25 protein-coding genes are annotated in these 23,389 nt (G+C 71.7%); 12 read left to right on the forward strand and 13 right to left on the reverse strand.

Features of this window, described 5'->3' with window-relative positions; translation table 11 throughout:
* Positions 1-22 precede the first annotated feature (22 nt).
* Both JJ691_RS47630 and soxR read right to left on the reverse strand, forming a co-directional pair.
* Complete coding sequence (locus JJ691_RS47630; protein WP_211765962.1) at positions 23-922, reverse strand: ornithine cyclodeaminase family protein; 900 nt, start codon at positions 920-922, stop codon at positions 23-25.
* A 98-nt stretch (positions 923-1,020) separates the two neighbouring features.
* Entirely contained in the window at positions 1,021-1,485 is a 465-nt protein-coding gene (soxR, locus tag JJ691_RS47635) for a redox-sensitive transcriptional activator SoxR (protein WP_211765963.1), read from the reverse strand.
* Between the two features lie 580 nt (positions 1,486-2,065).
* On the opposite strand from soxR, the gene JJ691_RS47640 reads away from it, so the two are divergent.
* The gene (locus JJ691_RS47640) at positions 2,066-2,728 is read left to right on the forward strand and encodes a response regulator (RefSeq protein ID WP_211765964.1); all 663 of its coding nucleotides are present in this window, start codon (positions 2,066-2,068) and stop codon (positions 2,726-2,728) included.
* Positions 2,729-2,881: 153 nt separating this feature from the next.
* On the opposite strand, the gene JJ691_RS47645 is transcribed toward JJ691_RS47640, so the two are convergent.
* A complete protein-coding gene (locus JJ691_RS47645; protein ID WP_211765965.1) occupies positions 2,882-5,293 on the reverse strand; it encodes an ATP-binding protein in 2,412 nt (803 codons plus the stop codon).
* A gap of 190 nt (positions 5,294-5,483) precedes the next feature.
* On the opposite strand from JJ691_RS47645, the gene JJ691_RS47650 reads away from it, so the two are divergent.
* Positions 5,484-6,158, forward strand: a complete 675-nt coding sequence (locus JJ691_RS47650) for a hypothetical protein (RefSeq protein ID WP_211765966.1) — start codon at positions 5,484-5,486, stop codon at positions 6,156-6,158.
* Here JJ691_RS47650 and JJ691_RS47655 read toward each other — a convergent pair.
* Positions 6,133-7,260 (reverse strand): acyltransferase family protein, encoded by a 1,128-nt coding sequence (locus tag JJ691_RS47655; RefSeq protein WP_211765967.1) that lies wholly within the window; start codon positions 7,258-7,260, stop codon positions 6,133-6,135. The two genes, JJ691_RS47650 and JJ691_RS47655, sit on opposite strands and share 26 nt — an antisense overlap.
* 165 nt (positions 7,261-7,425) lie before the next feature.
* On the opposite strand from JJ691_RS47655, the gene hisH reads away from it, so the two are divergent.
* Positions 7,426-8,058 (forward strand): imidazole glycerol phosphate synthase subunit HisH, encoded by a 633-nt coding sequence (gene hisH, locus JJ691_RS47660; protein ID WP_211765968.1) that lies wholly within the window; start codon positions 7,426-7,428, stop codon positions 8,056-8,058.
* Between the two features lie 9 nt (positions 8,059-8,067).
* Positions 8,068-8,799 carry a bifunctional 1-(5-phosphoribosyl)-5-((5-phosphoribosylamino)methylideneamino)imidazole-4-carboxamide isomerase/phosphoribosylanthranilate isomerase PriA gene (gene priA / locus JJ691_RS47665; RefSeq protein WP_211765969.1) on the forward strand — a complete coding sequence of 244 codons (732 nt, stop codon included), beginning with the start codon at positions 8,068-8,070 and terminating at the stop codon, positions 8,797-8,799.
* Here the strand turns inward: priA and JJ691_RS47670 are convergent.
* Both JJ691_RS47670 and JJ691_RS47675 read right to left on the reverse strand, forming a co-directional pair.
* Positions 8,765-9,481 carry a Clp protease N-terminal domain-containing protein gene (locus tag JJ691_RS47670; RefSeq protein WP_211765970.1) on the reverse strand — a complete coding sequence of 239 codons (717 nt, stop codon included), beginning with the start codon at positions 9,479-9,481 and terminating at the stop codon, positions 8,765-8,767. The genes priA and JJ691_RS47670 overlap by 35 nt on opposite strands.
* Before the next feature lie 33 nt (positions 9,482-9,514).
* A complete protein-coding gene (locus JJ691_RS47675; protein WP_249227493.1) occupies positions 9,515-9,907 on the reverse strand; it encodes a PPOX class F420-dependent oxidoreductase in 393 nt (130 codons plus the stop codon).
* Positions 9,908-10,029: 122 nt separating this feature from the next.
* Between JJ691_RS47675 and JJ691_RS47680 the strand changes: the two genes are divergently transcribed.
* From JJ691_RS47680 to hisI, 5 genes are read left to right on the forward strand one after another with little or no spacing between them, the layout of a single operon-like run.
* Positions 10,030-10,638 carry a Uma2 family endonuclease gene (locus JJ691_RS47680; protein ID WP_249227494.1) on the forward strand — a complete coding sequence of 203 codons (609 nt, stop codon included), beginning with the start codon at positions 10,030-10,032 and terminating at the stop codon, positions 10,636-10,638.
* Between the two features lie 9 nt (positions 10,639-10,647).
* Complete coding sequence (locus tag JJ691_RS47685; RefSeq protein WP_306291342.1) at positions 10,648-11,382, forward strand: AAA family ATPase; 735 nt, start codon at positions 10,648-10,650, stop codon at positions 11,380-11,382.
* A 9-nt stretch (positions 11,383-11,391) separates the two neighbouring features.
* Complete coding sequence (gene hisF, locus JJ691_RS47690) at positions 11,392-12,165, forward strand: imidazole glycerol phosphate synthase subunit HisF (protein WP_211765971.1); 774 nt, start codon at positions 11,392-11,394, stop codon at positions 12,163-12,165.
* Positions 12,162-12,545 carry a hypothetical protein gene (locus JJ691_RS47695; protein WP_211765972.1) on the forward strand — a complete coding sequence of 128 codons (384 nt, stop codon included), beginning with the start codon at positions 12,162-12,164 and terminating at the stop codon, positions 12,543-12,545. Before hisF ends, JJ691_RS47695 begins: the two co-directional genes overlap by 4 nt.
* Complete coding sequence (hisI, locus tag JJ691_RS47700; protein WP_211765973.1) at positions 12,542-12,934, forward strand: phosphoribosyl-AMP cyclohydrolase; 393 nt, start codon at positions 12,542-12,544, stop codon at positions 12,932-12,934. Before JJ691_RS47695 ends, hisI begins: the two co-directional genes overlap by 4 nt.
* Here the strand turns inward: hisI and JJ691_RS47705 are convergent.
* Genes JJ691_RS47705 through JJ691_RS47730 form a run of 6 tightly spaced genes read right to left on the reverse strand, consistent with a single transcriptional unit; the run spans position 12,931 to position 19,830 of the window.
* A complete protein-coding gene (locus JJ691_RS47705; RefSeq protein ID WP_211765974.1) occupies positions 12,931-14,241 on the reverse strand; it encodes a M20/M25/M40 family metallo-hydrolase in 1,311 nt (436 codons plus the stop codon). The two genes, hisI and JJ691_RS47705, sit on opposite strands and share 4 nt — an antisense overlap.
* Positions 14,238-15,461: a hypothetical protein gene (locus tag JJ691_RS47710; protein ID WP_249227495.1), complete on the reverse strand. Its 1,224-nt coding sequence runs from the start codon at positions 15,459-15,461 to the stop codon at positions 14,238-14,240. Before JJ691_RS47710 ends, JJ691_RS47705 begins: the two co-directional genes overlap by 4 nt.
* A gap of 10 nt (positions 15,462-15,471) precedes the next feature.
* Complete coding sequence (locus tag JJ691_RS47715; RefSeq protein WP_211765975.1) at positions 15,472-16,782, reverse strand: hypothetical protein; 1,311 nt, start codon at positions 16,780-16,782, stop codon at positions 15,472-15,474.
* Positions 16,783-16,803: 21 nt separating this feature from the next.
* Positions 16,804-18,108 carry a hypothetical protein gene (locus JJ691_RS47720; RefSeq protein ID WP_211765976.1) on the reverse strand — a complete coding sequence of 435 codons (1,305 nt, stop codon included), beginning with the start codon at positions 18,106-18,108 and terminating at the stop codon, positions 16,804-16,806.
* The gene (locus tag JJ691_RS47725) at positions 18,092-18,889 is read right to left on the reverse strand and encodes a hypothetical protein (RefSeq protein ID WP_211765977.1); all 798 of its coding nucleotides are present in this window, start codon (positions 18,887-18,889) and stop codon (positions 18,092-18,094) included. Before JJ691_RS47725 ends, JJ691_RS47720 begins: the two co-directional genes overlap by 17 nt.
* A complete protein-coding gene (locus JJ691_RS47730; RefSeq protein ID WP_211765978.1) occupies positions 18,886-19,830 on the reverse strand; it encodes a hypothetical protein in 945 nt (314 codons plus the stop codon). The genes JJ691_RS47725 and JJ691_RS47730 overlap by 4 nt, the downstream gene beginning before the upstream one ends.
* A 235-nt stretch (positions 19,831-20,065) precedes the next feature.
* On the opposite strand from JJ691_RS47730, the gene JJ691_RS47735 reads away from it, so the two are divergent.
* The gene (locus JJ691_RS47735) at positions 20,066-20,518 is read left to right on the forward strand and encodes a helix-turn-helix domain-containing protein (protein ID WP_211765979.1); all 453 of its coding nucleotides are present in this window, start codon (positions 20,066-20,068) and stop codon (positions 20,516-20,518) included.
* 16 nt (positions 20,519-20,534) lie between these two features.
* Here the strand turns inward: JJ691_RS47735 and JJ691_RS47740 are convergent, their stop codons facing one another.
* Positions 20,535-21,140 (reverse strand): TetR/AcrR family transcriptional regulator, encoded by a 606-nt coding sequence (locus JJ691_RS47740; RefSeq protein ID WP_211765980.1) that lies wholly within the window; start codon positions 21,138-21,140, stop codon positions 20,535-20,537.
* Positions 21,141-21,221: 81 nt separating this feature from the next.
* Here JJ691_RS47740 and JJ691_RS47745 point away from each other — a divergent pair, with 81 nt between their 5' ends.
* Complete coding sequence (locus JJ691_RS47745) at positions 21,222-22,751, forward strand: anthranilate synthase component I (RefSeq protein ID WP_211765981.1); 1,530 nt, start codon at positions 21,222-21,224, stop codon at positions 22,749-22,751.
* On the forward strand, positions 22,744-23,286 hold the full coding sequence (locus JJ691_RS47750) for a Trp biosynthesis-associated membrane protein (RefSeq protein ID WP_211765982.1): 543 nt from the start codon (positions 22,744-22,746) through the stop codon (positions 23,284-23,286). Before JJ691_RS47745 ends, JJ691_RS47750 begins: the two co-directional genes overlap by 8 nt.
* The last annotated feature ends 103 nt before the right edge of the window (positions 23,287-23,389 follow it).

Genomic DNA, 23,389 nt, shown 5'->3' on the forward strand with positions numbered 1-23,389 from the left:
GCCGGCGTCCAGGGAATTCGGGTCAGGCCGCCAGGTCCAGTTCGCTCAGCACGTGGTCGGCCAGCAGCACGTCGGCCCCGGCCAGGCCGGTCGAGCAGTACAGGGTGATCTGGCCCTCGCTGATCCGGCCGGGCAGCTCGCCGGCGATGATGCCGCCCAGGTGGGCCAGCTTGCGGCCGGTGAAGAACGGGTTGCCGTAGGCGGCGGCCTGGGCGGGGGAGTCGCTGGCCACGATGGCGGCCACGCTGGCCAGCTCCGGCGGCAGCTCGCTGGCGCCGCGCAGCTTGGGGCCGATGGTGTTCACGTGGCAGCCGGGGGCGAACGCGGTCGCCGGCAGCACCGGCTTGGTCGACTTGGTGGCCACCAGCACGACGTCGGCGTCCCGCACGGCTTCGACCGAGTCGGCCAGGTCGACCGCGTTCAGGCCGAGCTCGTCACGGGCCCGCGCGGCGAACTTGGCCCGGTTCTCCGGGGTCGGCGAGCTGACCCGCACCTCGCTGAACGTCCGCACCGCGCAGGCGCCCCACAGCTGCGCCCACGACTGCGTGCCGGAGCCGATGACCGCGCACACCGAGGCGTCGGGCTTGGCCAGCGCGTCGACGGCGGCTCCGCCGAGCGCGCCGGTGCGCAGCGCGCCGAGCGCGGTGCCGACCACCACTCCGCGCAGCGAGCCCTTGTCGTCCCACACCGCGACCAGCTGGTCAGCATGCCCGGGCCACAGTCCGTAGCACCGGAATCCCACGGTTCCTGAAGAGTTTCCGCCGGCGGTGAACACGAGTTCCGTTGAGCCGACGTCAATCCCGGCGCGCGGCGGGGCCTTGAGGGTGCCGCGGTGGGCGTCCACGAGGGCGTCTCGGGAAACTCGGACAGCCGCCCCGGCGAGCAGGGTGGCACGCACTTCGGCGTCCGAGATGACCTTCACGTGTCCAGTCTGCGACTGCCCGACACCCGCTTCAAGCCGGCGCGGACAGCTGCATCCTTATGGCGCAACGGTGATCACCCTGCGCCGACCGGCGACACTCAGTCGATACCCCCCTCGGCCGCAGCGCGCAGGCGGGGCGCACCCGGACCGTAGTCGGACATCCGATCGTCGGCATTGAACAGCGAGCACATCCGCATCGACAGGCAGCCGCAGCCGACGCAGCCCTCCAACTTGTCCCGAAGTCGTTGCAGGGAGTCGATTCTGGCGTCGAGCTCGGCCTTCCACTCCCGCGACAGCCGGGCCCAGTCGGCCTTGGTCGGGGTGCGCTGCTCGGGCAGTGTCGCCAGCGCCGCGCCGATGTCCTCGAGGCTGAGACCCACCCGCTGCGCCGAGCGGATGAACGCCAGCCGGCGCAGCACCGAGCGTGGATACCGGCGCTGGTTGCCCGCCGTCCGCTCGGCCACGATCAGGCCTCGTTCCTCGTAGAACCGCAGCGCCGTCTGCGCGACTCCGCTGCGTTCGGCCACCTGTCCGATGGACAGCCAGTCGGGGAGTTTCACCACCCGTTGAGCCTAACCTGGAGTTAACTCGAACGCGCACTCCCCCGCCCGCCCACGCCGGATTCCGGTCGGCCGAACGGGTTTCACCACCGTGCGCATCACCAGCACCACTCGCTGCATCCGCCTCACCCCGTGCACCGCCGGTCGGTCCCGGCCCGGATTCGGCGCGTCCACTCCGTCGACCGGGCGACCCTTCGAGGCGGTGTCCACCCCGGCCCGCGACCATCGACCGCGTCCAGAAGCGAGCCCTGCTCGCCCGTCCAGGCGGCCCGTTCGGCGGCGTCCGCGAGCGACCGAGGGAAGCCGAGCGGATCGCCGACCACGCGCCGGCCCGTTCCAGCGGCGGGCGGCGGATGATCGGGATGGTGGGGGGCCTGGCCCGATGACAGTCATCGGCGGCGGGCGTCGTCGGGCGGACACGATGGCCGGCGGCCGCCGTATCTTCCGACCAGTTCACCGGTTGACCGGTCGGGCGGGACCTTAGAGTCGTATCGGCGGCGGACCCGGTTCCGCGTTACGTGCAGCCCTGCAAACCGTTACGCAACGGTTTTCATTCGGCCCGCCGACCCCCACAATCGGGGCCATGAACCAACCGATCACCGTGGGAGTCGTCGACTCCGAGGCGCTGGTGCGCGGCGGCATCCGCCGTGTCCTCGAACAGGCGCCGGACGTGCGGGTCGTGGCCGAGGCCGCCAGCGGGTCGGGCGCGGTCGAACTCGTGCGCAAGCACCACCCCCGGGTGCTGCTGATGGACGTGCGGATGCCCGGACTGGACGGGCTCGCCGCAACCGAGCAGGTCAGAGGGCTGTCCCCGGGCACGGCGGTGGTGCTGCTGACCTCGCTCGCCGACGACAGCCACATCCGCCGGGCGCTGCGCGCGGGCGCCACCGGCTTCCTGCTCAAGGACGGCAGTCCGCGTGAACTGGTCGCGGCCGTGCGCGCGGTGGCCGCCGGCGAGGCGATGCTGTCGCCGGCCATCACCCGGCGTGTGCTGGAGCGGATCGTCGACATCGACCCCGAGCCGGTCGAGCGGGCCCGGAGCCTGGTCGGCCATCTCACCGGCCGTGAGCGGGAGGTCCTCGGCCTGCTCGCGCAGGGCATGGGCAACCTCCAGATCGCCCGCAAGCTCTACCTGAGCGAGGGCGCGGTCAAGGCCCATGTCAGCCGTCTGCTCACCAAGCTCAGCTGCGACAACCGCGTGCAGGCCGCGATCCTCGCGCACAACGCCCGCCTGGTCAGCGCCTGACGGGAAAACGCATTCCGGTGGCGTCCGCCGCCCACCGGTGCGAGCGCCCCAGGCCCGGCCGACAGCCCGGGCAAGCGCATTCCGTCAGCAATCCAGGGCAAGCGCCTTCGGTGGCTTCCGCCGCCACCAGGCGCGGGCGATGATCCCTCCCGGTCAGGGACTGACCGAGGTCTCCTCCGGTGGCGTCGAACGGGCCGGGTCGCCCCAGGCCACCACATCCTGCCGGGTCCGCAGGCCCAGCTTGGTCCGGATCCGATGCAGCCGATAGGCCACGGTCCGCACGCTCACGCCCAGCCGAGCCGCGATCTCGGGGTTGGTGAGCCCGGCGGCGACCAGCGTGGCCACCTCCTGCTCGTCCTCGCCGAGGCGCTGCCCGGCCGACCCCGACGGCGCGGTCCAGACGTCGTGCAGGGCGTAGGCCACGACCTGCTCGCGGTTGAGACGGCTGACCTCGCCGGCGATGCGGGCGATCTCATCGTCATCGGGCACACCCCAGTCGCCCAGGCTGCCTTCGACCTGCCGACGCCAAGCGGGCTCGGCGTAGAGGCGGTCGCCGCCGCGGATGTTGCGGGCCGCGCAGAACAGGCGGATGGCTCGCTCGCCGTCGCCTCGCCGCCCGGCGGCCATGGCCAGGCCCTCCAGCGCGAACGGCACCTCGAGCCAGCTGGCCGGCGCGTTGCGCAGGCTGTCCCCGAAGAACTCCTCGGCGGCGGCGAGTTGTCCGCGGCGCAGCGCGATGGTGCCGGCAGTGTGCAGCGCGAGGCTCATGCCGTGGCAGACGGGCCCGGCCCGCAGCCGGCGCAGCGCACCGGTGATCAGCTCGTCGGCCCGGTCCAGCTCGCTCTTCCAGTGCGCGGTCAGCGCCAGCCGCTCCAGCATCATGGCGACGGCGGTCTCGTCCCGTAGCCCCTCGGCCAGCCGCAACGCCTCGGTGAACCGCTCCTCGGCGTCGGCCAGCCGCTCGGTGGCCTGACAGACCGCGCCCATGGTGTACAGCGCGCTGATCAGCGGCACCGGGTCGCCGGTGGTGCGGGCCAGCGCCAGCGCCTCGGCGAGGTAGGTGACGCCCTCGTGGGTGTCGCCCTGCACGGTCGCCAGGTAGCCGGCGTAGGTGAGCAGCAGGCAGCGGTGCTCCGGCCGGACGTGCACCAGGTCCAGCGCGGCCCGCAGCAGCTTGCGGCCCTCGGTGAGGAAGCCCTTGGGCATCCAGCAGCGGACGGTGGCCACGGTGAGCACCGCGTTGCGCTCGTCGTCGGTCGACGCGGTCCAGCGCACCGCCACCAGCAAGTTGTCGATCAATCCCTCCAATCGGCGCTGCGCCGCCAGCGGGAACCACACAGGCGCCCCGACCAGCGGCTGGGCCAACTCGGTCAGCCAGCTCGTCAACCGGTCGTGGGTGGCGGTCCCGTCCGGGGAGGCGTCCAGGCGCTGCCGCGCGTACAACCGGATGGACTCCAGCATGCGCAGCCTCGACGAGCCCGCCGTGGTGATCAGCGAGCCGGCCTGCAGCCGGAAGGCCAGCTCGAACACCTGCTCCGGGCGGAACTCGTCGTCGGCGCAGACCGCGATCGCGGTGTCCAGGTCGAACGTGCCGCTGAGCACCGACAACCGGCGGAACACGACCTGCTCGTCCGGTCCGAGCAGCTGGTGGCTCCAGTCGATGGCCTGCCGAAGGCTGCGCTGACGTGCTTTCCCCGTCCGGTGGGCCGTTGTCAACAGCTCGAACCGGCCGGCCAGCCGGGCGTGGATGACGTCCACCGAGAGCATCGGGATCCGGTGCGCGGCGAGCTCGATGGCCAGCGGGCTGCCGTCCAGCTCGGCGCACACGGCGGCGATCTGGCCTAGGGTGTCGTCGTCGAGCGCGAAGTCCTGGTCCCGCTCGCGGGCCCGGTCGACGAACAGCCGCACCGCGTCGCTGCGCATCGGGTCCGACTCGCCGCTGGGCAGCGGCAGGCCGTCGAGGGAGAACACCAGCTCGCCCGGGATGGCCAGCGCTTCCCTGCTGGTGGCCAGCACCCGCAGGCCGCGGCAGCGGCGCAGCGCCAGGTCCACGAACTGGGCGGTGGCGTCGACCAGGTGCTCGCAGTTGTCCAGGACGAGCAGCGCGCGGGCGCCGCGCAGCGTCGTGAACAGGGCTTCCGAGATGGTCCGGCCCGGGAGTTCGCGCACGCCGAACGCCCCGGCCACCACCTGGGTGACGCGGTCGCCGTCGTCGAGGCTGTCCAGTTCGACCAGCACCGCCGGCTGCGGCAGCCGGCCGGCGACTTCCAGCGCCAGCCGGGTCTTGCCGACGCCGGCCGGACCGACCAGCGTGATCAGCCGGCGCTGCCCGAGCAGGTGGGTCAGCCGCTCGATCTCGGGCCGGCGGCCGACGAAGCTGTCCACCAGCGCCGGCAACGCGCCCGGAATGTCGGAGTTTGCCGCCGCCGGAATGGTGGCCCGCGTGGCCGTGGTCGCCCGCTTCCGGTAGGCCCGCTGCCGGCAGGCGTTGGAGCAGTAGCGCACGCGCTGCTGGTCGGCGAGCACCTTCCCGCAGACCGCGCAACACCGCTCCGCCGAAGACATCGAAGCCACGCTAGCAGCAAGTGGAACAGCCCAAATGATGGTCACCCGATCAGCCGGACGCCCTCTCGGCCGTATCCATCGGCCAGGGTCGTGCGCCCGTTCGGCCGCATCGATCGACACGGCGGTCGCGAGGGTGGTTTACAGGCAGCCTCGCCCCATACCGAACACAGGGCACGAATACTCTGCTTCCGTGACCGCGAGGACGCTCATCTGGACGCCCGTGCCGACCGCGAAGCTGCAGATGCGGCTGCACGAGGAGGGCGAGGGGCCGGCGGTGCTGGTCCCGGTCGGCTCCGGCACCGTGGTGCTGCCCGCGCCGGCGGCGCGCTTTCCGCGCGCGGTGGCGCTGGCCCGCACCTGCCTGCGGATCGGCCAGCGGGCGCTGGCGGTGCGCTGGGACGACCGCGCGGTCACGGCGCACCCGATCTACGACAAGGCCCTGTACGGCTGGGCCTGGGGCGCGCACCGCGAGGTGCTGACGCTGTTGCAGGCGACCAACCCGAGCGGCCCGGCGGCCCGGCTGCTGCTGCGCGGCATGTTCCTGCTGCACAGCGACAAGCGGGACCAGCGCAGCCGGCACGACGCGGTGGCCCGCCGGTTCGGTGAGACGCTGGACGCCGCCGACCAGGCGATGCTCGACCGGGTGCAGGACTGGTCGTCGGGCGGCCCGCAGGCGCTGGCGGCGCTGTTCACCGCGGCGGGCCGGGACGACGTGGCCCAGGTGGCGTCGCTGGTGGACGCCGGTCACGCCGACGCGTGGCTGGCCAAGCTGCCGGCCGACGCCAGCCACAAGGTGGTGCGGGAGGCCCCGCTGAACACCGTGCTGCCGGTCGTGCCGGTCACGCAGGGGATGGCGCCGTCCTAACCGGCTTCCGGCGGCCGCCGGTGATGAACTTGCGGCCCGGCGTCTCGACGAACGTGAACAGCGCCCAGGCCAGGCCCAGGCTCACGCCGAACATCGCCAACACGACCACCAGCCCGGCCGGCGCGCTGAGCGAGATCGTGCCGGGCAGCAGCGTCTTCACGGCGCCGAGCACCAGCACGTGCACCATGTAGAACGAGAACGACCACTCGCCGAGCCGCTCCATCGCCGGCTTGCGCCACACTGAGTGGGTGCCGCGGATGTCGGCCGTCGCGGCGGCCGGGATGAGCAGGCTGAAGCCGAGCAGCGTGCAGAAGGTGTTGCCGAACGCGTTGGGCAGCGCCGGCACCACGAAGTAGCCGATCAGGGTGACGGCCAGCGCGACGTCGAGGCCGGGGCCACGCCAGCGGCCCAGCATCACCAGCCGGGCCAGCGCGATGCCGAGGGTGAACTCGCCCAGCCGGGCCAGCGGGAAGAAGTAGATCGGCCACGAGATCGGGTGCACGGTGATGGCCACCGGGACCGCGACCACCGCCACCGCGCTGGCCACCGCGAACACCGCCGCGCCACGGGCCTGCAGGTGTCGGGCCAGCCGCCCGAACAGCGGGAACGAGACGTAGAACAGCAGCTCGCAGACCAGCGACCAGCTGACCGGGTCGAGGCTTTGGTAGTAGTTGTAGTCCGGCCACCACGAGTGCAGCAGGAACACGTTGGCCAGCAGCGGTCCCGCGCCCGGCGTCATCTCGGAGCCGATGGTCACCGCCAGCAGCAGCGCGGCCAGCACGCAGACCAGGTGCACCGGGTAGATGCGGGCGACCCGGCGGCGCAGGAAGCCGAGCGCGGTGTCCTTGGGCCGGGACGACCACATCAGCACGAAGCCGGACAGGATGAAGAAGAACGAGACGCCGGTGCCGCCGGCCTGGAACACGGTGGCCATCACGTTGGCCGCCGGGCCGGGGCCGAAGAAGCCGAAGTTGCGCACGTGCATGCCGAACACCAGGAAGGCGGCCACCCAGCGCAGGCCGGTGAGCGAGGGCAACCGACCGCTGAGCGGCATCGACTGCTGGGTGCTCTCGGACGGGCTAGCGGTGGCCAGCTGAGTCACAGGGAAGTCCTTCGACGTTCTCGACGGCAGCAGCAGCCGGCTACGGTACGACACCGGGCATAGCCCGTTAGACGGACGAGCCGCCCGAATGGTTGGCCTGCCGGCGGGAACACGTTCCGTAGCGTGACGTAGATCACGTTCGATGGGCCCATTAAGCTGGACCCCGTGACCCGGGTAGTCGTGCTGGATTACGGATCAGGCAACCTCCGCTCCGCCGAGCGGGCGCTGCGCCGCGTCGGCGCCGATGTGGAGGTGACCGCCGACCATCGGGCCGCGCTGGCCGCGGACGCCCTCGTCGTGCCCGGAGTCGGCGCGTACGCGGCGTGCATGACAGGCCTGGACGCCGTTCGCGGCGGCCGGATCATCGGCGAGCGGCTGGCCGGCGGCCGGCCGGTGCTGGGCATCTGCGTCGGCATGCAGATCCTGTTCGAGCGCGGCGTCGAGCACGGCATCGAGTCGGCCGGCTGCGGCGAGTGGCCGGGCACCGTGGAGCGACTGCACGCGGACGTGCTGCCGCACATGGGCTGGAACACCGTGCGCGCCGCCGAGGGCTCCGTGCTGTTCGACGGCCTCGATGACGACGCCCGGTTCTACTTCGTGCACTCCTACGGCGTGCGCAAGTGGGAGCTGGTGCCGGACAGCACCCTGCGGGCGCCGCTGGTGACGTGGGCCAACCACGGCGAGGACTTCGTGGCCGCGGTGGAGAACGGCGCGCTGTGCGCCACCCAGTTCCACCCGGAGAAGTCCGGCGACGCCGGCGCGCACCTGCTGGAGAACTGGCTCAGCTCGACGCGATAGGCTGCCGCCGTGACGTTTTACCTGCTCCCCGCCGTCGATGTCGCCGACGGCAAGGCCGTCCGGCTGGTCCAGGGCGAGGCCGGCACCGAGACCTCCTACGGCGACCCGCTGGAGGCCGCGCTCGCGTGGCAGAACGACGGCGCCGAGTGGATCCATCTCGTCGACCTCGACGCCGCGTTCGGCCGCGGTTCCAACCGTGAGCTGCTGGCCGGGGTGGTCGGCAAGCTGGACGTGAAGGTGGAGCTGTCCGGCGGCATCCGCGACGACGAGTCGCTGGCCGCCGCCCTGTCCACCGGCTGCACCCGGGTCAACCTGGGCACCGCCGCGCTGGAGAACCCGCAGTGGTGCGCCAAGGCGATCGCCGAGCACGGCGACAAGGTGGCGGTGGGGCTGGACGTGCGGATCACCGAGCAGGGCCACCGGCTGGCCGCCCGCGGCTGGACCAGCGACGGCGGCGATCTGTGGGACGTGCTGGACCGGCTGGACCGGGACGGCTGCTCCCGGTACGTGGTGACCGACGTGAGCAAGGACGGCACCCTGCGCGGCCCCAACCTGGAGCTGCTGCGGGCGGTGTGCGACCGGACCGACGCCCCGGTGATCGCCTCCGGCGGTGTGTCCAGTGTGGACGATCTGGTCGCGCTGGCCGGGCTGGCCGCGGACGGCGTCGAGGGCGCGATCGTCGGCAAGGCCCTCTACGCCGGCGCGTTCACTCTCCCCGACGCTCTCGCTGCAGTTCGCTGAACTTCGTCAGGATCCAGCGCTCCAGCTCCTCGGCGTTCAGACCGAGCCCGGTCAGCACCTGCGGGCCGACGCCGTCGCCCTCGGCGATCAGGCCGAGCAGCAGGTGTTCGGTGCCGACGAAGTTGTGCGTGAGCCGCAGCGCCTCGCGCACGGCGAGCTCCAGCACCTTGCGCACCCGCGGCGTGAAGGGGATCTCGTCGGTGATCTTCTCGTCGGTGTGGGGCGCGGCGACCTTCACCGCCGCGCGGATCTGCTCCTCGGTGATGCCCTGCGCGATCAGCGCCTTCGCGGCCAGCCCCTTCGGCGTGGCGATCAGGCCGAGCAGCACGTGCTCGGTGCCGATGTAGCGGTGGCCGGCGGCCTTGGCCTCGTCGCGGGCCCCGACCACCACCTGGCGAGCGAGGTCGGTGAACCGGCTGAACGGGCCCCAGTCCATCGGCTCTTCCTTGGGCACGAAGCGTTTCTGCGCCGCCTGCTTGCTCACCCCCATGCTGCGCCCGATGTCCGTCCAGGTCGCGCCGGCCCGGCGGGCCTGGTCCACGAAGTGCCCGACCAGGTGGTCGGACAGCTCCCCGAGATGGTCGGCCTGCAGCACCGCCTCGGACAGCCGCTCCAGGGGGTCGCCCGCCGGGTGTAGCCGGGTGACCAGATTGATCATGTCGTCGAGTCGTGGTTGCGTCATGCCGTCAACTGTAGGTTGACTTTTGGGTTCACGTCAACTGTTGGTTGACGGCTCGATCGCGATGCCCACCGTGCCCCTCGCGCCCCGGCGCACCGCGCTGCCGAGGATCAGCAGCCGTCCGGTCAGCGGATACTTCTTCGCGATCAGGCGCCGGGCGGTGGCCGTGCCCACCTCGTCCAACAGTTGGGCCGTGCCCGTCACCGACGCCCCCGTCGGCGTGCCCCGCACGTCGCACGGCGCGAGCTCCACATGCCCGTCGCGGCGGATCCGCTTCACCTTGCCCGAGTTCGCCGCCGTCCACACCAGCAGCCGGTCGTCGTCCCGGGTCACCCACACCGGGGACGGCATCGGCGTGCCGTCCTTGCGGAACGTGGTCAGCAACAGGTACTTCCCCGCCGACAGGCGGTCCACCTCGGTGATTGCCACGTTCCGTCACGGTAGCGGACCGGAACTCGCGATTCAGCCGACACGAGAGTGGGTCACCCGGCTCGAACGGGGGATTGAGTGGCTGGTGTGTGGAAGACTTCGACCAGACGTGAGGAGTTGCTGTGACCGCGTTGCCTCAGGGCTGGCCATCGTCGCCCGAGTTCGATCACCCGATGACGATTGCCGAGTATGAACGCCTGCCCGAAGACACCGAACACCGCTGGGAACTCCAGGAGGGCTCACTCGTGATGAGCCCGAGACCGCGGCCGCTGCATGTGTCGGCGTTGGGGGAGCTTGGTGACCAGATGAAGCCGCAGCTGGCCGGCAATCTGCGCGCGTATGCGGAGATGGAGGTCAATCTGGAGCTTCGCCCGCCGGATGCCCCTGGTAACGCCCGCTGCCCCGATCTGATTGTCATCGAGTTGGAGACCGCGCGCCGTGCGCAGAGGGAGGGCAGGTTGGTTCGTGCCTCCGAAGTGCTGCTCGCCGTGGAGATCGTGTCGCCCGGGTCGGTCCGCATGGACAACATCACCAAGCGCGGCGAATACGCCGACGCTGGCATTCCGTACTACTGGATCATCGACCTCAACGATCCTGTATCGCTGATCGACTGCCACCTCGCGGGTGAGTTCGGCTATCAGGACAACGGCGGTGTCACCGGCGAGTTCGTCACGTCGGTGCCGTTCCCGTTGCGCATTCACCTGGACCGTCTGGACGAGCTCACCACGTAAGGTGGAGGCGTGGCCGGTCTGTTCATTCGCCGGGTTCGGCTGGACGAGCCGTCGACCGGTCGTTACCCCTTCACGCTGCCGGTGGTGCGGTGGCTGTCCACATCGGACGGCCTGGACCTCAAGCCCGGCGCGACGTTCCTGATCGGGGAGAACGGGGCAGGCAAGTCGACGCTGGTGGAGGCCGTCGCGGTGGCGGCGGGCTTCAACCCGGAGGGCGGCAGCCAGGACTTCCGGTTCGCGACGAGGGCGTCGGAGTCGTCGCTGGGGGACTATCTGACGCTGACCAGGGGGATCAGCAAGCCGCGCACGGGGTTCTTCCTGCGGGCGGAGTCGTACTACAACGTGGCGACGGAGATCGAGCGGCTGGGCGAGAAGTCGATCCGGCACTACGGCGGGCATTCGCCGCACGAGCGGTCGCACGGGGAGTCCTTTCTGGACCTGGTGACCCATCGCTTCGGTCCGAACGGGCTGTACATCCTGGACGAGCCGGAGGCGGCGCTGTCGGTGCGGGGCTGCCTGGCGCTGGTGGCGAGGATGGCGGAGCTGGTGGTGCAGGGCTGCCAGCTGATCGTGGCCACGCACTCGCCGGTCCTGCTGTCGCTGCCGGGGGCGGCGATCCTGGAGGTGGGGGAGGACGGCGCGGTGGAGCCGGTGGACTTCGACACGGCGCTGCCGGTGCGGCTGACCCGGGAGTTCCTCGCCGACCCGGACCGCTACCTGCGTCATCTGCTCACCGGGCCGTAGGCTGGGCTCATGCCAGTCGCAGTCCGTGTCATCCCCTGTCTCGACGTCGACCGGGGCCGTGTGGTCAAAGGCGTCAACTTCACCGACCTGCGTGACGCGGGCGACCCGGTGGAGCTGGCGGCCGCCTACGACGCGGCGGGCGCGGACGAGCTGACATTCCTGGACGTGACGGCCTCGTCGTCGGACCGGGAGACCACCTACGACGTGGTCCGCCGCACCGCCGAGCAGGTGTTCATCCCGCTCACGGTGGGCGGCGGGGTGCGGGCCCCGGAGGACGTGGACCGGCTGCTGCGGGCCGGGGCGGACAAGGTCAGCATCAACACGGCGGCGATCGCCCGCCCGGAGCTGCTCCGCGAGGCGTCGCAGCGGTTCGGGGCGCAGTGCATCGTGCTGTCGGTGGACGCGCGGCGGGTGCCGGCAGACGGGCAGCCGACGCCGTCGGGCTTCGAGGTGACCACGCACGGCGGCCGCCGGGGCACGGGCATCGACGCGGTGGAGTGGGCGGCTCGCGGCGAGGAGCTGGGGGTCGGCGAGATCCTGCTGAACTCGATGGACGCTGACGGCACGAAGGCCGGCTTCGACCTGGAGCTGATCCGCATGGTGCGAGCCATGGTGGGCGTGCCGCTGATCGCCAGCGGCGGCGCCGGCCAGGTGGACCACTTCCCGCCGGCGGTCGAGGCGGGCGCGGACGCGGTGCTGGCGGCGAGCGTGTTCCACTTCGGCGCGCTCAGCATCGGCGAGGTGAAGGACGAGCTGCGCGGCGCGGGAGTGGTGGTCCGGTGAAGCAGGTGCTGCCCGGGTCCTCGGCCCCGCTGGAGATCAAGATCGCGTCGCTGGTGCTGGCCGGCGGCGGACTCGTGTTCCTGCTGACGTTTCTGGTGCTCGGCATCCAGGCCGGGGACCTGGGGTCGCTCATCCTGCCGGCCCCGGTCGCGGTGATCAGCCTGGGGCTGGGGGCGGGCCTGCTGGCCGGGGTGCGGCCGGTGCGCTTCCCGGCCCTGCTGTGGACGGTGCTGGTGGCGCTGCTGCAGGCCTCGTTCGCGCTGCTGGCCAGCGACGTGTGGCTGGCGGTGCTGTCGGGCGTGCTGGCCGCGGCGCACGTGTACGCGCTGGTTCTCCAGATCACCCTGCCGGCCCGACGACACATGGGAAGCACGACATGACCGACACGCTCGACCCCGAGATCGCCAAGCGGCTCAAGCGAAACGCCGACGGGCTGGTGTGCGCGGTGGCGCAGCAGCGCGGCACCGGCGAGGTGCTGATGGTGGCGTGGATGGACGACGCGGCGCTGCACCGGACGCTGACCACCCGCGAGGCGACGTACTTCTCCCGCAGCCGCAACCAGCAGTGGATCAAGGGCGAGACCTCGGGCCACACCCAGCGTGTGCACGAAGTGCGGCTGGACTGCGACGGTGACACCGTGCTGCTGGTGGTCGACCAGGAAGGCGGGGCCTGCCACACCGGCGACCGAACCTGTTTCGACGCCGGCAGTATTCTTGGCCCCGCCTCCGGCGGGGCGGGCTCGGCCGCTCGTGACCGGTGCCTTCCTTAGCCGGATTTCGATCGCCGCGTCGGCGCACGTGGTGGGTTGCGTCGGGTGCGGCGATCGAAATCCGGCGACAGTCCAGGCACCGGCGCGGCCGAGCGGTCTCTTGGACTGAGAGCGGGCGTTAGACGGGCAGCTTGCCGGTGAGGTGGTGCTGGAGGCCGGCGATCTGCCAGGGCTGGTAGCAGGGCTATGCAGGTGTCGACGGAGCGGGCGAAGGCGGCCAGGGACAGGCGCTCGTTCGGGGCGTGCATGCGGTTGTCGGGCACCGCGAAGCCGAGCAGCAGCACGGGAATGCCGCGGTCGGCGAACAGGCCGGCGGCCGCGATGCCGCCGCCGGAGCCCTGAAACACCGGCTCGTGGCCGAATCCGTGCCGGCTCGCGACACGAGCGGCGTCGATGGCCCAGCCGGTGCGCGGGACGCGGACCGGTGGTCGCGCAAGGACAACACGGGCGGACGCGCCCTCGACACCGGCGACCGACCGACGCAGTGAACGGATCACGGCGTCGGGAGAGACACCCGGGGAGAGACGGAACTCCAAGCGGGCAGAGGCCTCGGCGGCCAGCACACCGTCGCCGCGACCGGCCCGCAACCTGGAGATCGTCATCGACGTGCCGTGAACACGCAGCGAAGCGATCAGCCGGCACAACTGCCGGCCAGGATCCACAACCCGGCCGCCGTAGGTGCCGGAGTGCAGGTCGGTGCCGGGCCGGCGAACCGTGACGGCCAGCCGCACGACACCCCGCAGCGACACGGTCAGCGCCGGCACCGAAGGGCTGTGCATGGCGGTGTCGCTGATCACCGCCACCGACGGCGTCACACCCCAGCGGTCGAGAAAGCCGGCCAGGTGGGGACTTCCGACCTCCTCCTCGCCGTCCAACAGCAACCGGACGTTCACCGGCAATGTCCCGCCGCCGCGCAGCCAGCTCTCCACGGCGGCCACATGCGCGAGCAGTTGGCCCTTGTCGTCGGAAACGCCGCGCCCCAGCATGAATCCATTGTGGACAACTGGCTGGAACGGCGGCGTCCGCCACTGCCGGAGATCCCCGGCGGGGCGGACGTCGTAGTGCCCGTACAGCACCACCGTCGGCCGGTCCGGCCGCCGGCCCCAACCACCGACCACCAGGGGATTCCCCGGTGTGTCAACGATTCGCACGCCGAGCCCGGCACGCCGCAGCCGGGCCGCGAGCCATGTCGCGGCCCGGCGCGCCTGCGGGCGGTCCGAGCTCACGCTCGGAATCGCCGCCAGCTCGGCGATCTCCTCGACGAACCGGCCTCGATTCCGATGCGCGTACGCCAGCGCGGCTTTCACCGGCGGGCGCCGTTGACGACCGCCGGCACCCCGCTTCCCTTGTAAACCCCGAGCCCGCCGCGCTTGGCGAACGCGTGCGTGCGCGGGCCGCCCTTGAACTGGCCGCCCTGATGCGGCGCGGCGACGCCGACCGGGCGGTGCGCGTCCCAGGGCAGCACCCGCTCCACCTCGGTCCGCTCGGCCAGCCGCATCGACTGCGCGGAGGTGATCCACTCCTCGGCGGGTTCGGCGATCTCCAGCAGCAGCGCCTCGAACTCGGACCGCGTCGACTCCAGGATGTGCGGCGCGGCCAGCCAGCGCAGCACCTGCCGGCCGGTGACCCCCATCCGCTGCCGGGGCGAGGTGACGAGCCGCTCGTCGAAGTAGCGGATCAGGACCTCGTCCACCACGTCCCACGCGTTCGCGGCGCCGAACAGCTCCTTGACGTCCGGCGCGTTGAGGATGCGGAACGCCTCCTCCAGCAGCTGCATGACCTCCACGCGCAGCACGTTGAGGTGGCCGTACGAGGTGAACTTCAGGTTGTTGCGCAGGTCGAGGCCGGCCCGGCGGACGATCGCGATGGAGCCGAAGCTCGGGTCGTAGGCCCGCGCCCTGATCACGTCGGAGATCCGCTTGTCCCGCCAGAACAGCGCGACCTGGTTGTTCAGGTGCACGAACAGCCGGTGGAAGTCCACGTTCGGCCGCGAGTTGGCCGCGCCGGCGCCCCGGCCGTAGCCCAGGATCCGGCGGTACGCGGCGATCCGGTCCTTCTTGGTGTAGCGCAGCACGTCCCGGCGGTCGAACCGGTACAGCCCGAACGCGCCGGGCCCGTCGGACAGCCGGATCGCGCCGCCCTGGAACAGCTCCTGGAGCTTCTGCACCACGCGGAACACCCCGATCCGCTCGTGCTGGTACAGGTAGTACAGGTCGCCGACGGCGATGATGCGCTCGGACGCGACGCTCTCGTCGTACGCCTCGACGCCGCGCGGCATCCGGGTCTGGCCCAGGTCCGCCGCCGCGTCCGGGCCGATGCCGACCATGCCGGCCAGGCCGCCGTCCGGGGTGGGCGGCTGCGCCCGCTCGGCCGCGTCGACCTGCTCCAGCATGCCGTCGATCTGCTTGAGGATGGCGTCGCCCAGCTGCGGGTTGCTGGTGAGCCGGTCGCCCAGCTTGTCGGCGACCTGCTCGCGCAGCGCGGCGACCCGGTCGAACAGATCGCGATAGTCCTTCTCGGTGCCCATCTTGTCCTCCTCACGCGTCCGGTTCGGACTGCCGCCGCGTCTGGACCGGCGCGGAGGTGTCTACTGTGGACGGCAGGGCGCGGCTCGGCCGGACCGCGCGTAGCGACGCCGACCCGTTGTCGTCCGGGTGGCGCACCGGCGCCGCCACCGACACGACCTCGTTGAGGTCGTCGATGAGCGAGTCGATGCCGATCTGCACCCGCCTGCTGTAGAAGCCGGGCGGCAGCGCCGGCTGGCCACCGGGCGCGGTGGGCAGCAGCACCACGATCGACACCAGCTGCTTCACCACCTGGGTGAAGGCGCTGTCCACGCCGTCCTTGCCGGCGCTGGTGATGAACTGCTGGCCCTCGGTGGTGGCGAAGTCGGAGATCCAGCGCAGCAGCCCGCCCAGCGGCATGGTGCCGCCGCCCGGGATCGGCACGCGCAGCACCTCGCGTTCGCCCGCGTTGATCAGCACCGAGTCGAACGCGTCGGTCAGCTCGTCGACCTGGCTCGCGGTCGCCGCGAGCAGCTGGGACAGCGCGACCAGCGCCGGCCCGAAGTAGCCCTGGCTGCCGGGCGGCAGCGTGAACGGGTCGATCTTGCCGCGCTGCGCCTGCCAGCTGTAGTACAACGACGCCACCCAGTCCACGATGGTGATGTACGAGGTCTGCACGCGCTCGTCGCCGACCGAGTCGACCAGGTCCGGGACCAGCCCGAACGCGTCGCGCACCATGCCGAGGTGCCCACCCACGGTGTCCGGGTCGATCGTCACCGGGCCGCCGCCACCGCCCACGGCGGACGGCGCGGGCTGGTCGCTGACGAACAGCAGCAGCTGGAAGATCTGGTCCACCCGCGGCACCCGGATCAGCGGGCTCTCGAACTCCTTGCGCAGCTCCTCCAGGTCGTGGTGGACGAGCGCGCGGAAGCCCTCCGCGACCTCCTTGTTGAAGTCCACCCGCAGCGGCGTCAGGGAGTCCAACAGCTCGCCGGAGTCCTTCACGGCCGTGCGCGCCCGCGCCGCCAGCGACGCCTGCGCGCCGGTGACCGCGCCCAGGTCGGCCTGCACCGCGTAGCCGCGCGGCGTCCACTTCGCCTCGGTGTGTCCCTCCACTTTGGACAGGGCGAAGCTGCCGGTCAGCGCGGCGACGAAGCCGTTGGTGTCACCGTTGCGCCACTTCCAGCCGAGCACGTCGCTGATCGCCTGCGCGGCCTGGTCGCCGACCGGGCCGTCGGACCGGCTGGTCGGCGTCGCGGTGGACACCTCGCGGGTCAGGATCGGGTACGCGGTGTCGATGTCGGTCGGCGGCGGCTGCGGCGGCCGGTCCTCAGTGCTGGTCATTCCCACTCCATCCCTGGTACGTCAACGCGATCGCCTGCCGAGCTCGCCGAAGAAGTTCCTGGTCAACACGTCCGGGCCGGCCAGCCTGCGGTCCAGCGCGAGACGCACCGCGCCGATCAGGAACCGCTCCGGCACCACCCCGGGGTCGACGCCGCGGGCCAGCCGGCCGGCCGCCTCCTCGATCATCGCCTGTTCCTTGTGCTCGAACCGGAGCACCGCGGCCAGCGTCCGGTTGCCCAGTGACGGGTAGCGGGTGTGGCACATGGTGTCCACCACCAGCGGCACCGCGCGGTCGGCGGTGCGCAGCAGCGCTTCCGGCATGCTGCTGCCCCTGGTGTCCGGGTACATCGTCCGCCACAGCCGGTCGTACCGCCGTGAGTCCTCGGTGAAACCCATGCGGCGCAACAACTCCACCGAGAGCTTGGCCCGCAGGTACGGGGTCGGGTGCACGCCGCCGGGCGAGTAGCGCAGCGCCTGCCCGCGGTTGCGCCCGATCACGTCGAACAGCGAGCCGACGAAGGCCGGGCCGCCGAGCAGCAGACCGGACATGTCCGCGAAGGTCTCGCGGTTCCACCTGGTCCAGGTGGACGCGACCGACTTCGGCAGTCCGTCGGCGAGCAGCCGCCGGGCGACGCCCACCGGGATCACCCGCTGCAGCCCGAGGTCGTTCTGCAGGTTGTGGCTGACTTCGTGCAGCACCGCGCCCAGCGTCCACGGGTTGACCATCCGGTGGTACGGCAGCTGGATCAGCGGAAAGGGGTTGAGCTGCCGGCCGATCTTGCTCAGCCGGACGCCGCGCCGGAACGTCGCCGGCGAGAAACCCGTGCGCAGGTAGCTGAACGGTGGTGGCGCCGGGATCGGCTTGGCCACGCCGACGCCCAGGTACGCGTACTGGTAGCAGTCCAGCGCGATCCGGTCGCAGGCCACCAGCCACGGCGCGAACGCGGACTGCCGCTGGCCGAACAGCTCCAGGTAGAAGTCCCACACCTGCTCGACCATCCGCACGAAGTCCTGTGCGCGGGATTTCTGGTGCAGCAGCTCGGTCATGGCGGCCCGGTCGGGCTGGGCCAGCGCGGTCTCGGCGGCGTCGCGGACCTGCGCCGACGCCGTGCGCAGCGGCCGGCGCAGGGTGCTGATCAGCGCGTTGGCCGCCTCCACGTGCCCGCGACTGGGACCGGTCGCCGGATCGCCGAACTCGTCGACGGAGAACGGCCGCAGCGCGGCCAGGTGGCGCTCCACGTTCAGCGCCTGGCTGAGCACCCAGTCACGGACGCCCCGATCACTATTGGCGGGCCGCGTGACCGTGCGCTCAGCGGCGACGAGCACGGTGCCCCCTGGCGGGTCGCGAGTGGTAGCGGTGGTTGAGCACGTTGGTGGCGTGCACGGCGCGGCGGGCCGCATGCGCGCGATGGGCCGCGTGCGCGCGGTGCTGTCGGTGGTGGTGCTGGCGCGAGCGCGGGTGGCCGTGCGCCGGCGACACCTGGGAGGCGTTGCGCAGCAGCGAGCCGACCGCCCCGCGGGCGGTGATCTGTTGGCCGTCGGCGTACTGGTGGGCCAGGTCCTTCACGGTGTTCAGGGCGACCGAGGGCAGCGCCTTGATCAGCGAACGAGTCTGCGGACTCCGCCACAGGTCGGTGCCGATCTTGGTGATGCCCCGGACCAGCGGCTTGCCCACGGCCCGCATCAGCTTCGGCGCGGCCTTGGCGGCCAACTTGCCGGCGACCCCGATCAGCCCGCCGAGGAACGCCTCGGCCTCGGCCTCCGACTCCGCCTCGGCGGCACGGGTGGCCAGGTGCGCCATCAGCTCGGCCTCGCTCGCCAGGCCCAGCCGGGAGGCGCGGAAGTTGGGGTCGGCGAAGTCCTCGAACTCGAACTCCCCCTCGTCCTCCTCCTCGTAGAGGAACTCGTCCTCCTCCTCGAACTCCCCTTCGAGCTCGTACTCGTGGGACTCGTACTCGTGCTGCCCGTACTCGTCCTCCAGTTCGAGCTCCTCCTCGCCCTCGCCCTCGAACTCGTGCTGCTCGAACTCGTCCTCGAGCTCCAGCTCGTGGTGGCCGTTGAGCTCGTACTCCAGTTCGCCCTCGATCGCGGGGTAGCCGCGGCTCATGCTCGTCCTCCCAGCTCGTCTGCTGTCCTGACCACCGCCGTGCGACCGGCGGGAACCGCGCCCGACGGCACGGGAACCTTGCTGACCACGCGCACCACCCGTGCCGGCCGGCCGTTGCGCGCCGGCACCCGGACCGGGGTGACGACCTCGACCGTCGAGCCGTGGCGGTGGCCGTGGTGGCCGGCGTGCACCACCGGGGAACGCAGCGGGCCGGGGTACGTGCCGATCGCGCCCGCCTTGCGCACACCGCGAACGTGCCGGACCAGCGCGTCCCGGCTGTCGCCGAGCACGTTGTGGGTGTGCGCGGCCATCACCTTCGCGGCCAACGGCCTGCTCAGCTTCCGTCCACTGTGGACGTGACGGCTGAGGGTGTGCGCGGTGCGGTCGACGATCGTCGGCACCACGCCGGTGAACGGCCGGGTCTCGTGCCGGCGGTGCAGCAGCTCGGCCAGCACGGCCGCACCGCGCACCAGGTCCGCGTGCACCGCGCGCAGGGCCTTGCGTTCCGGGCGGGACAACAACGTTGCCGCCGCCGCTCCCACCAAGGCCTCGGCCTCGGCCTCGGATTCGCTCTGCGCGGCCTGCGCCGCCAAGGCCTCCGCCTGCGCGTGCTCGGCGGTCAGCGGCCGGTTTTCGTACTCCTGCTCGTATTCGCCTTCCAGAGCTGAGGCGAGCACGTCGCCGGCGATGCCGCCGAGCGGCCCGCCCAGTGCGCTGCCCACGATCGGGGCCGCGATCTTCGCCAGCGGACGCAACACCTTCGCGCCCCGCTTCACGAACCGGCCGACGCCACGCAGACCCCTGCGCAGGCCCCGGAGCGAGAACGCCTCGCCCTCGTCGAGCTGCTCGAACTCCCCCTCGCCGACCAGGGCCTCCAGTTCGTCGGCGAACTCTTCCTCGTACTCGCCTTCGAGTTCTTCCTCGAACTCCAGCTGCGCCATGTCAGGCTCCTCCCAGCGGGCGGTCGTCCGCGGCACCGAGTGCACCCGGACCGGCCGCCGGCCGGTAGTCGCACGAACCCGTGCGACACGAAGCCCCTAGTTCATCTGTGTGTCACACATTTCGGCGATGCGCATGTGGGCCGTTTGCGCTTTCCTTGATTCCACTGGACGACAGCTGCCTGTCGAGGCGGGAGGGGACCCGTCACGGGGGAGCAGGGCTAGCGGAGGTCCGTGCATGGGGAACAAAGGGGTGGCGGTTTCGGGACTGCCACCAGGGGACGGGAACGTCGTCAAGGTCCGGTTTCCGCGGGTGGTCGAGGATCCCGGACAGGATGAGCTGGTGCAGAACCTGCTCAGAGCGCTGGTGCGCCGGGTCGCCGAGATCGGCGGTCCGCCGACGTCCGACCGGCCGGTGCTCGACTGCGAGGAGCTGGGCATGCGCTGCCTGCTGCTGCCGCGCGACGTCAGACCGGGCGGGGTGGCCGGGCTGCTCAGCCCGCGCGAGCGAGAGATCGCGCAGTTGGTCGCGCTCGGGCACACCAACCGCGCGATCGCCGATTCGCTGGCGATCAGCCTCTACACGGTGTCCACGCACCTGAGGCGGGTGTTCGCGAAGCTGGACGTGACCAGCCGAGCCGCGATGGTGGCCTCGCTCGCGGGCAATCCGCACCTGTTGGCCGAGCGGTGATCCGGTCCACGGTGGATCAGCGCTGGGTCACGGGCAGGTCGCCGGTGAGGTAGTGCTGCAGGGTCGGAGCGATCGTCGCCACCAGGGTCTCGACATCGGCGGAGGCGATCGGCTCCAACCGCATCACGTAGCGGGCCAGGCCGAGGCCGGCGATCTGCGAGCCGAACAGGCCCAGGCGCAGCTCGGGCCGGTCGACGTCGAGTTCGCGTAGGGCGCCGCCGAACACGACGCTGATGAACTCGCGCAGCATCTGGGCGGCGGACTCCTGGGTGGCGGCGCTGCGCACAAGGGCGGCGAAGCCACCGCCGCCGGTGTTGTCCCAGGTGGTGATGAAGGTGCGCACGACCCGCACGGCGATCTCCCCGGGCGGGCCGGCGGCGAAGACGCGCTCGCGGATGAACTCGGGCGTCACCGGCAGCTCGACGGCCGCCGCGAACAGGCCCTGCTTGCCGCCGAACCAGTGGTTGACCATGGCCGGATCGACTTCGGCCCGGCTGGCGATGGCGCGTACGGTGGCCCCGTCGAAGCCCTGTTCGGTGAAGACCTCCCGGGCGGCCGCGAGCAGGGCCGCCTTGGTGTCCTCGCCGGCGGGGCGGCGGCCCCGCCGCTTCGGATCCGTCACCGTGCACTCCTTATTTCAACAACCATTGAAATCTAGGACCGCGTCCCCTGGGCGTCAACTCCATAGGCCAGAATGGCAGTCATGGTCAGTGCCTTCGGGGAGGTCAGTCCCAGCCGCGAGGAGTTCCGCGCGCTGGCGGCGCAGCGCAGGGTCATCCCGGTCGTCCGCCGCCTGCTCGCGGACGCCGAGACGCCGGTGGGGGTGTACCGCAAGCTCGCCGCCGACCGACCGGGCACCTTCCTGTTCGAGTCGGCCGAGAACGGCAGCTCCTGGACACGCTGGTCCTTCGTCGGCGTGCGCAGCGCGGCGGCGCTGACCGTGATCGACGGGGAGGCGGCCTGGACCGGCACCCCGCCGGTCGGCCTGCCCAGCGGCGGGGACCCGATGCAGGCCCTGCGCGAGACCATCGAGACGCTGCGCACCGATCCGCTGCCGGGCCTGCCGCCGCTGACCGGCGGCATGGTCGGCTTCGTCGGCTACGACGCGGTGCGCCGCCTGGAACGGCTGCCCGAGCTGACCGAGAACGACCTGAACCTGCCCGAGATGGTGATGCTGCTGGCCACCGACCTGGCCGCGCTGGACCACCACTCGGGCTCCATCACGCTGATCGCCAACGCCGTCAACTGGGACGACTCCCCGGAGCGGGTGGACGCCGCCTACGACGACGCGGTGCGCCGGCTCGACTCGATGACCGAGGGCCTGTCCCACGAGGCCCCGCCGACGGCGTCGGTGCTGCGGCCGGCCGAGGTGCGGATGCGCCGCCGCCGCACCACCGAGGAGTTCGGCGCGGCGGTGGAGACGGCCAAGGAGGCCATCCGCGCCGGCGAGGCGTTCCAGGTGGTGCTCTCACAGCGGTTCGAGATGGAGACCACCGCCGACGCCCTGGATGTCTACCGGGTGCTGCGGACCACGAACCCCAGCCCGTACATGTACCTGCTGCGGCTGGACGGCTTCGACATCGTCGGCGCCAGCCCGGAGGCCCTGGTGACGGTGCGGGAGGGCAAGGCCACCTCGCACCCCATCGCCGGCACCCGCTGGCGCGGCGCCGACGCCGACGAGGACGCGCTGCTGGAGAAGGACCTGCTCGCCGACGCCAAGGAGCGGGCCGAGCACCTGATGCTGGTCGACCTGGGCCGCAACGACCTGGGCCGGGTCTGCAAGCCGGGCTCGGTGCACGTGGTCGACTTCTTCAAGGTGGAGCGGTACAGCCACGTGATGCACATCGTGTCCACGGTGACCGGCGAGCTGGACGAGGGCCGCACCGCGTTCGACGCGATGGCCGCCTGCTTCCCGGCCGGCACGCTGTCCGGCGCGCCCAAGCCGCGGGCCATGGAGCTGATCGAGGAGCTGGAGCCGACCCGGCGCGGCCTGTACGGCGGCATCGTCGGCTACCTGGACTTCGCCGGCGACGCCGACACCGCGATCGCCATCCGCACCGCGCTGGTCCGCGACGGCGTGGCCTACGTGCAGGCCGGCGCCGGCATCGTGGCCGACTCGAACCCGCTGGCCGAGGACACCGAGTGCCTGAACAAGGCGCGGGCGGTGCTGGCCGCCATCGCCACCGCGGAGACGTTGCGGCCGGCCCGGGAGTCGGTGACCGCCGATGTCTGACCGGCGTCCACTCTGGACAGTGGTCGGGCTGCTGGCGCTGGCCTCGCTGCTGCTGTGGGTGTCGTCGCTGATGACGTGGTCCTGGTCGCAGCACAGCGATCCGCTGACCGGAGTGGTCACCGCCAAGCTCACCGGCGCGGAGCGGGAGACCGGGCTGGTGCCGCTGGCCCTGGTCGCGCTGGCCCTGATCGCCGCCGTGGTGGCGACCGGCGGCCTGGTGCGGCGCATCGCCGGCGGCGTGGTCTTCCTGGTCGGCGTGGGCACGATCTGGCTGGCCTTCGACGGCGCCGGCGAGGTCTTCGACGCGCACCCCGCCGCTTACCCGTTTGTGACGATCGCGGTCGGCCACGGCCTGGCGGTGCTGGCCGGGCTGGCGGTGACGCTGGCCGGTGTCCTGTTGGTCCGGTCCGGGCACCGGATGCCCCGGCTCGGCGGCAAGTACCAGGCCCCGGCGCAGGCCAGGCGGGTGGCCGACCCGGATCGGGAGCTCTGGCAGCAGTTGGACGCCGGCTCGGACCCCACCGCCAATCAGTGACGGAAGCGGCACGCGGCGTGATTGTTACCGGATAGGGCCTTGACTACCAGGGGGTCTTTCGGTGACCCGCCGTACGTGCCGCATCCCTCACGGGGTTAGCATC

Source organism: Kutzneria sp. CA-103260, from assembly GCF_018263855.1.
GTDB lineage: Bacteria > Actinomycetota > Actinomycetes > Mycobacteriales > Pseudonocardiaceae > Kutzneria.

What these genes read in the sequence shown, in the direction of transcription:
- JJ691_RS47640 (WP_211765964.1), top strand. Translation starts at nt 2,066, where the DNA reads ATGAACCAACCGATCACCGTGGGAGTCGTCGACTCCGAGGCGCTGGTG.
- JJ691_RS47645 (WP_211765965.1), bottom strand. Translation starts at nt 5,293, where the DNA reads ATGTCTTCGGCGGAGCGGTGTTGCGCGGTCTGCGGGAAGGTGCTCGCC.
- JJ691_RS47670 (WP_211765970.1), bottom strand. Translation starts at nt 9,481, where the DNA reads ATGACGCAACCACGACTCGACGACATGATCAATCTGGTCACCCGGCTA.
- hisF (WP_211765971.1), top strand. Translation starts at nt 11,392, where the DNA reads ATGCCAGTCGCAGTCCGTGTCATCCCCTGTCTCGACGTCGACCGGGGC.
- hisI (WP_211765973.1), top strand. Translation starts at nt 12,542, where the DNA reads ATGACCGACACGCTCGACCCCGAGATCGCCAAGCGGCTCAAGCGAAAC.
- JJ691_RS47710 (WP_249227495.1), bottom strand. Translation starts at nt 15,461, where the DNA reads ATGGGCACCGAGAAGGACTATCGCGATCTGTTCGACCGGGTCGCCGCG.
- JJ691_RS47715 (WP_211765975.1), bottom strand. Translation starts at nt 16,782, where the DNA reads ATGACCAGCACTGAGGACCGGCCGCCGCAGCCGCCGCCGACCGACATC.
- JJ691_RS47725 (WP_211765977.1), bottom strand. Translation starts at nt 18,889, where the DNA reads ATGAGCCGCGGCTACCCCGCGATCGAGGGCGAACTGGAGTACGAGCTC.
- JJ691_RS47730 (WP_211765978.1), bottom strand. Translation starts at nt 19,830, where the DNA reads ATGGCGCAGCTGGAGTTCGAGGAAGAACTCGAAGGCGAGTACGAGGAA.
- JJ691_RS47735 (WP_211765979.1), top strand. Translation starts at nt 20,066, where the DNA reads ATGGGGAACAAAGGGGTGGCGGTTTCGGGACTGCCACCAGGGGACGGG.
- JJ691_RS47745 (WP_211765981.1), top strand. Translation starts at nt 21,222, where the DNA reads ATGGTCAGTGCCTTCGGGGAGGTCAGTCCCAGCCGCGAGGAGTTCCGC.
- JJ691_RS47750 (WP_211765982.1), top strand. Translation starts at nt 22,744, where the DNA reads ATGTCTGACCGGCGTCCACTCTGGACAGTGGTCGGGCTGCTGGCGCTG.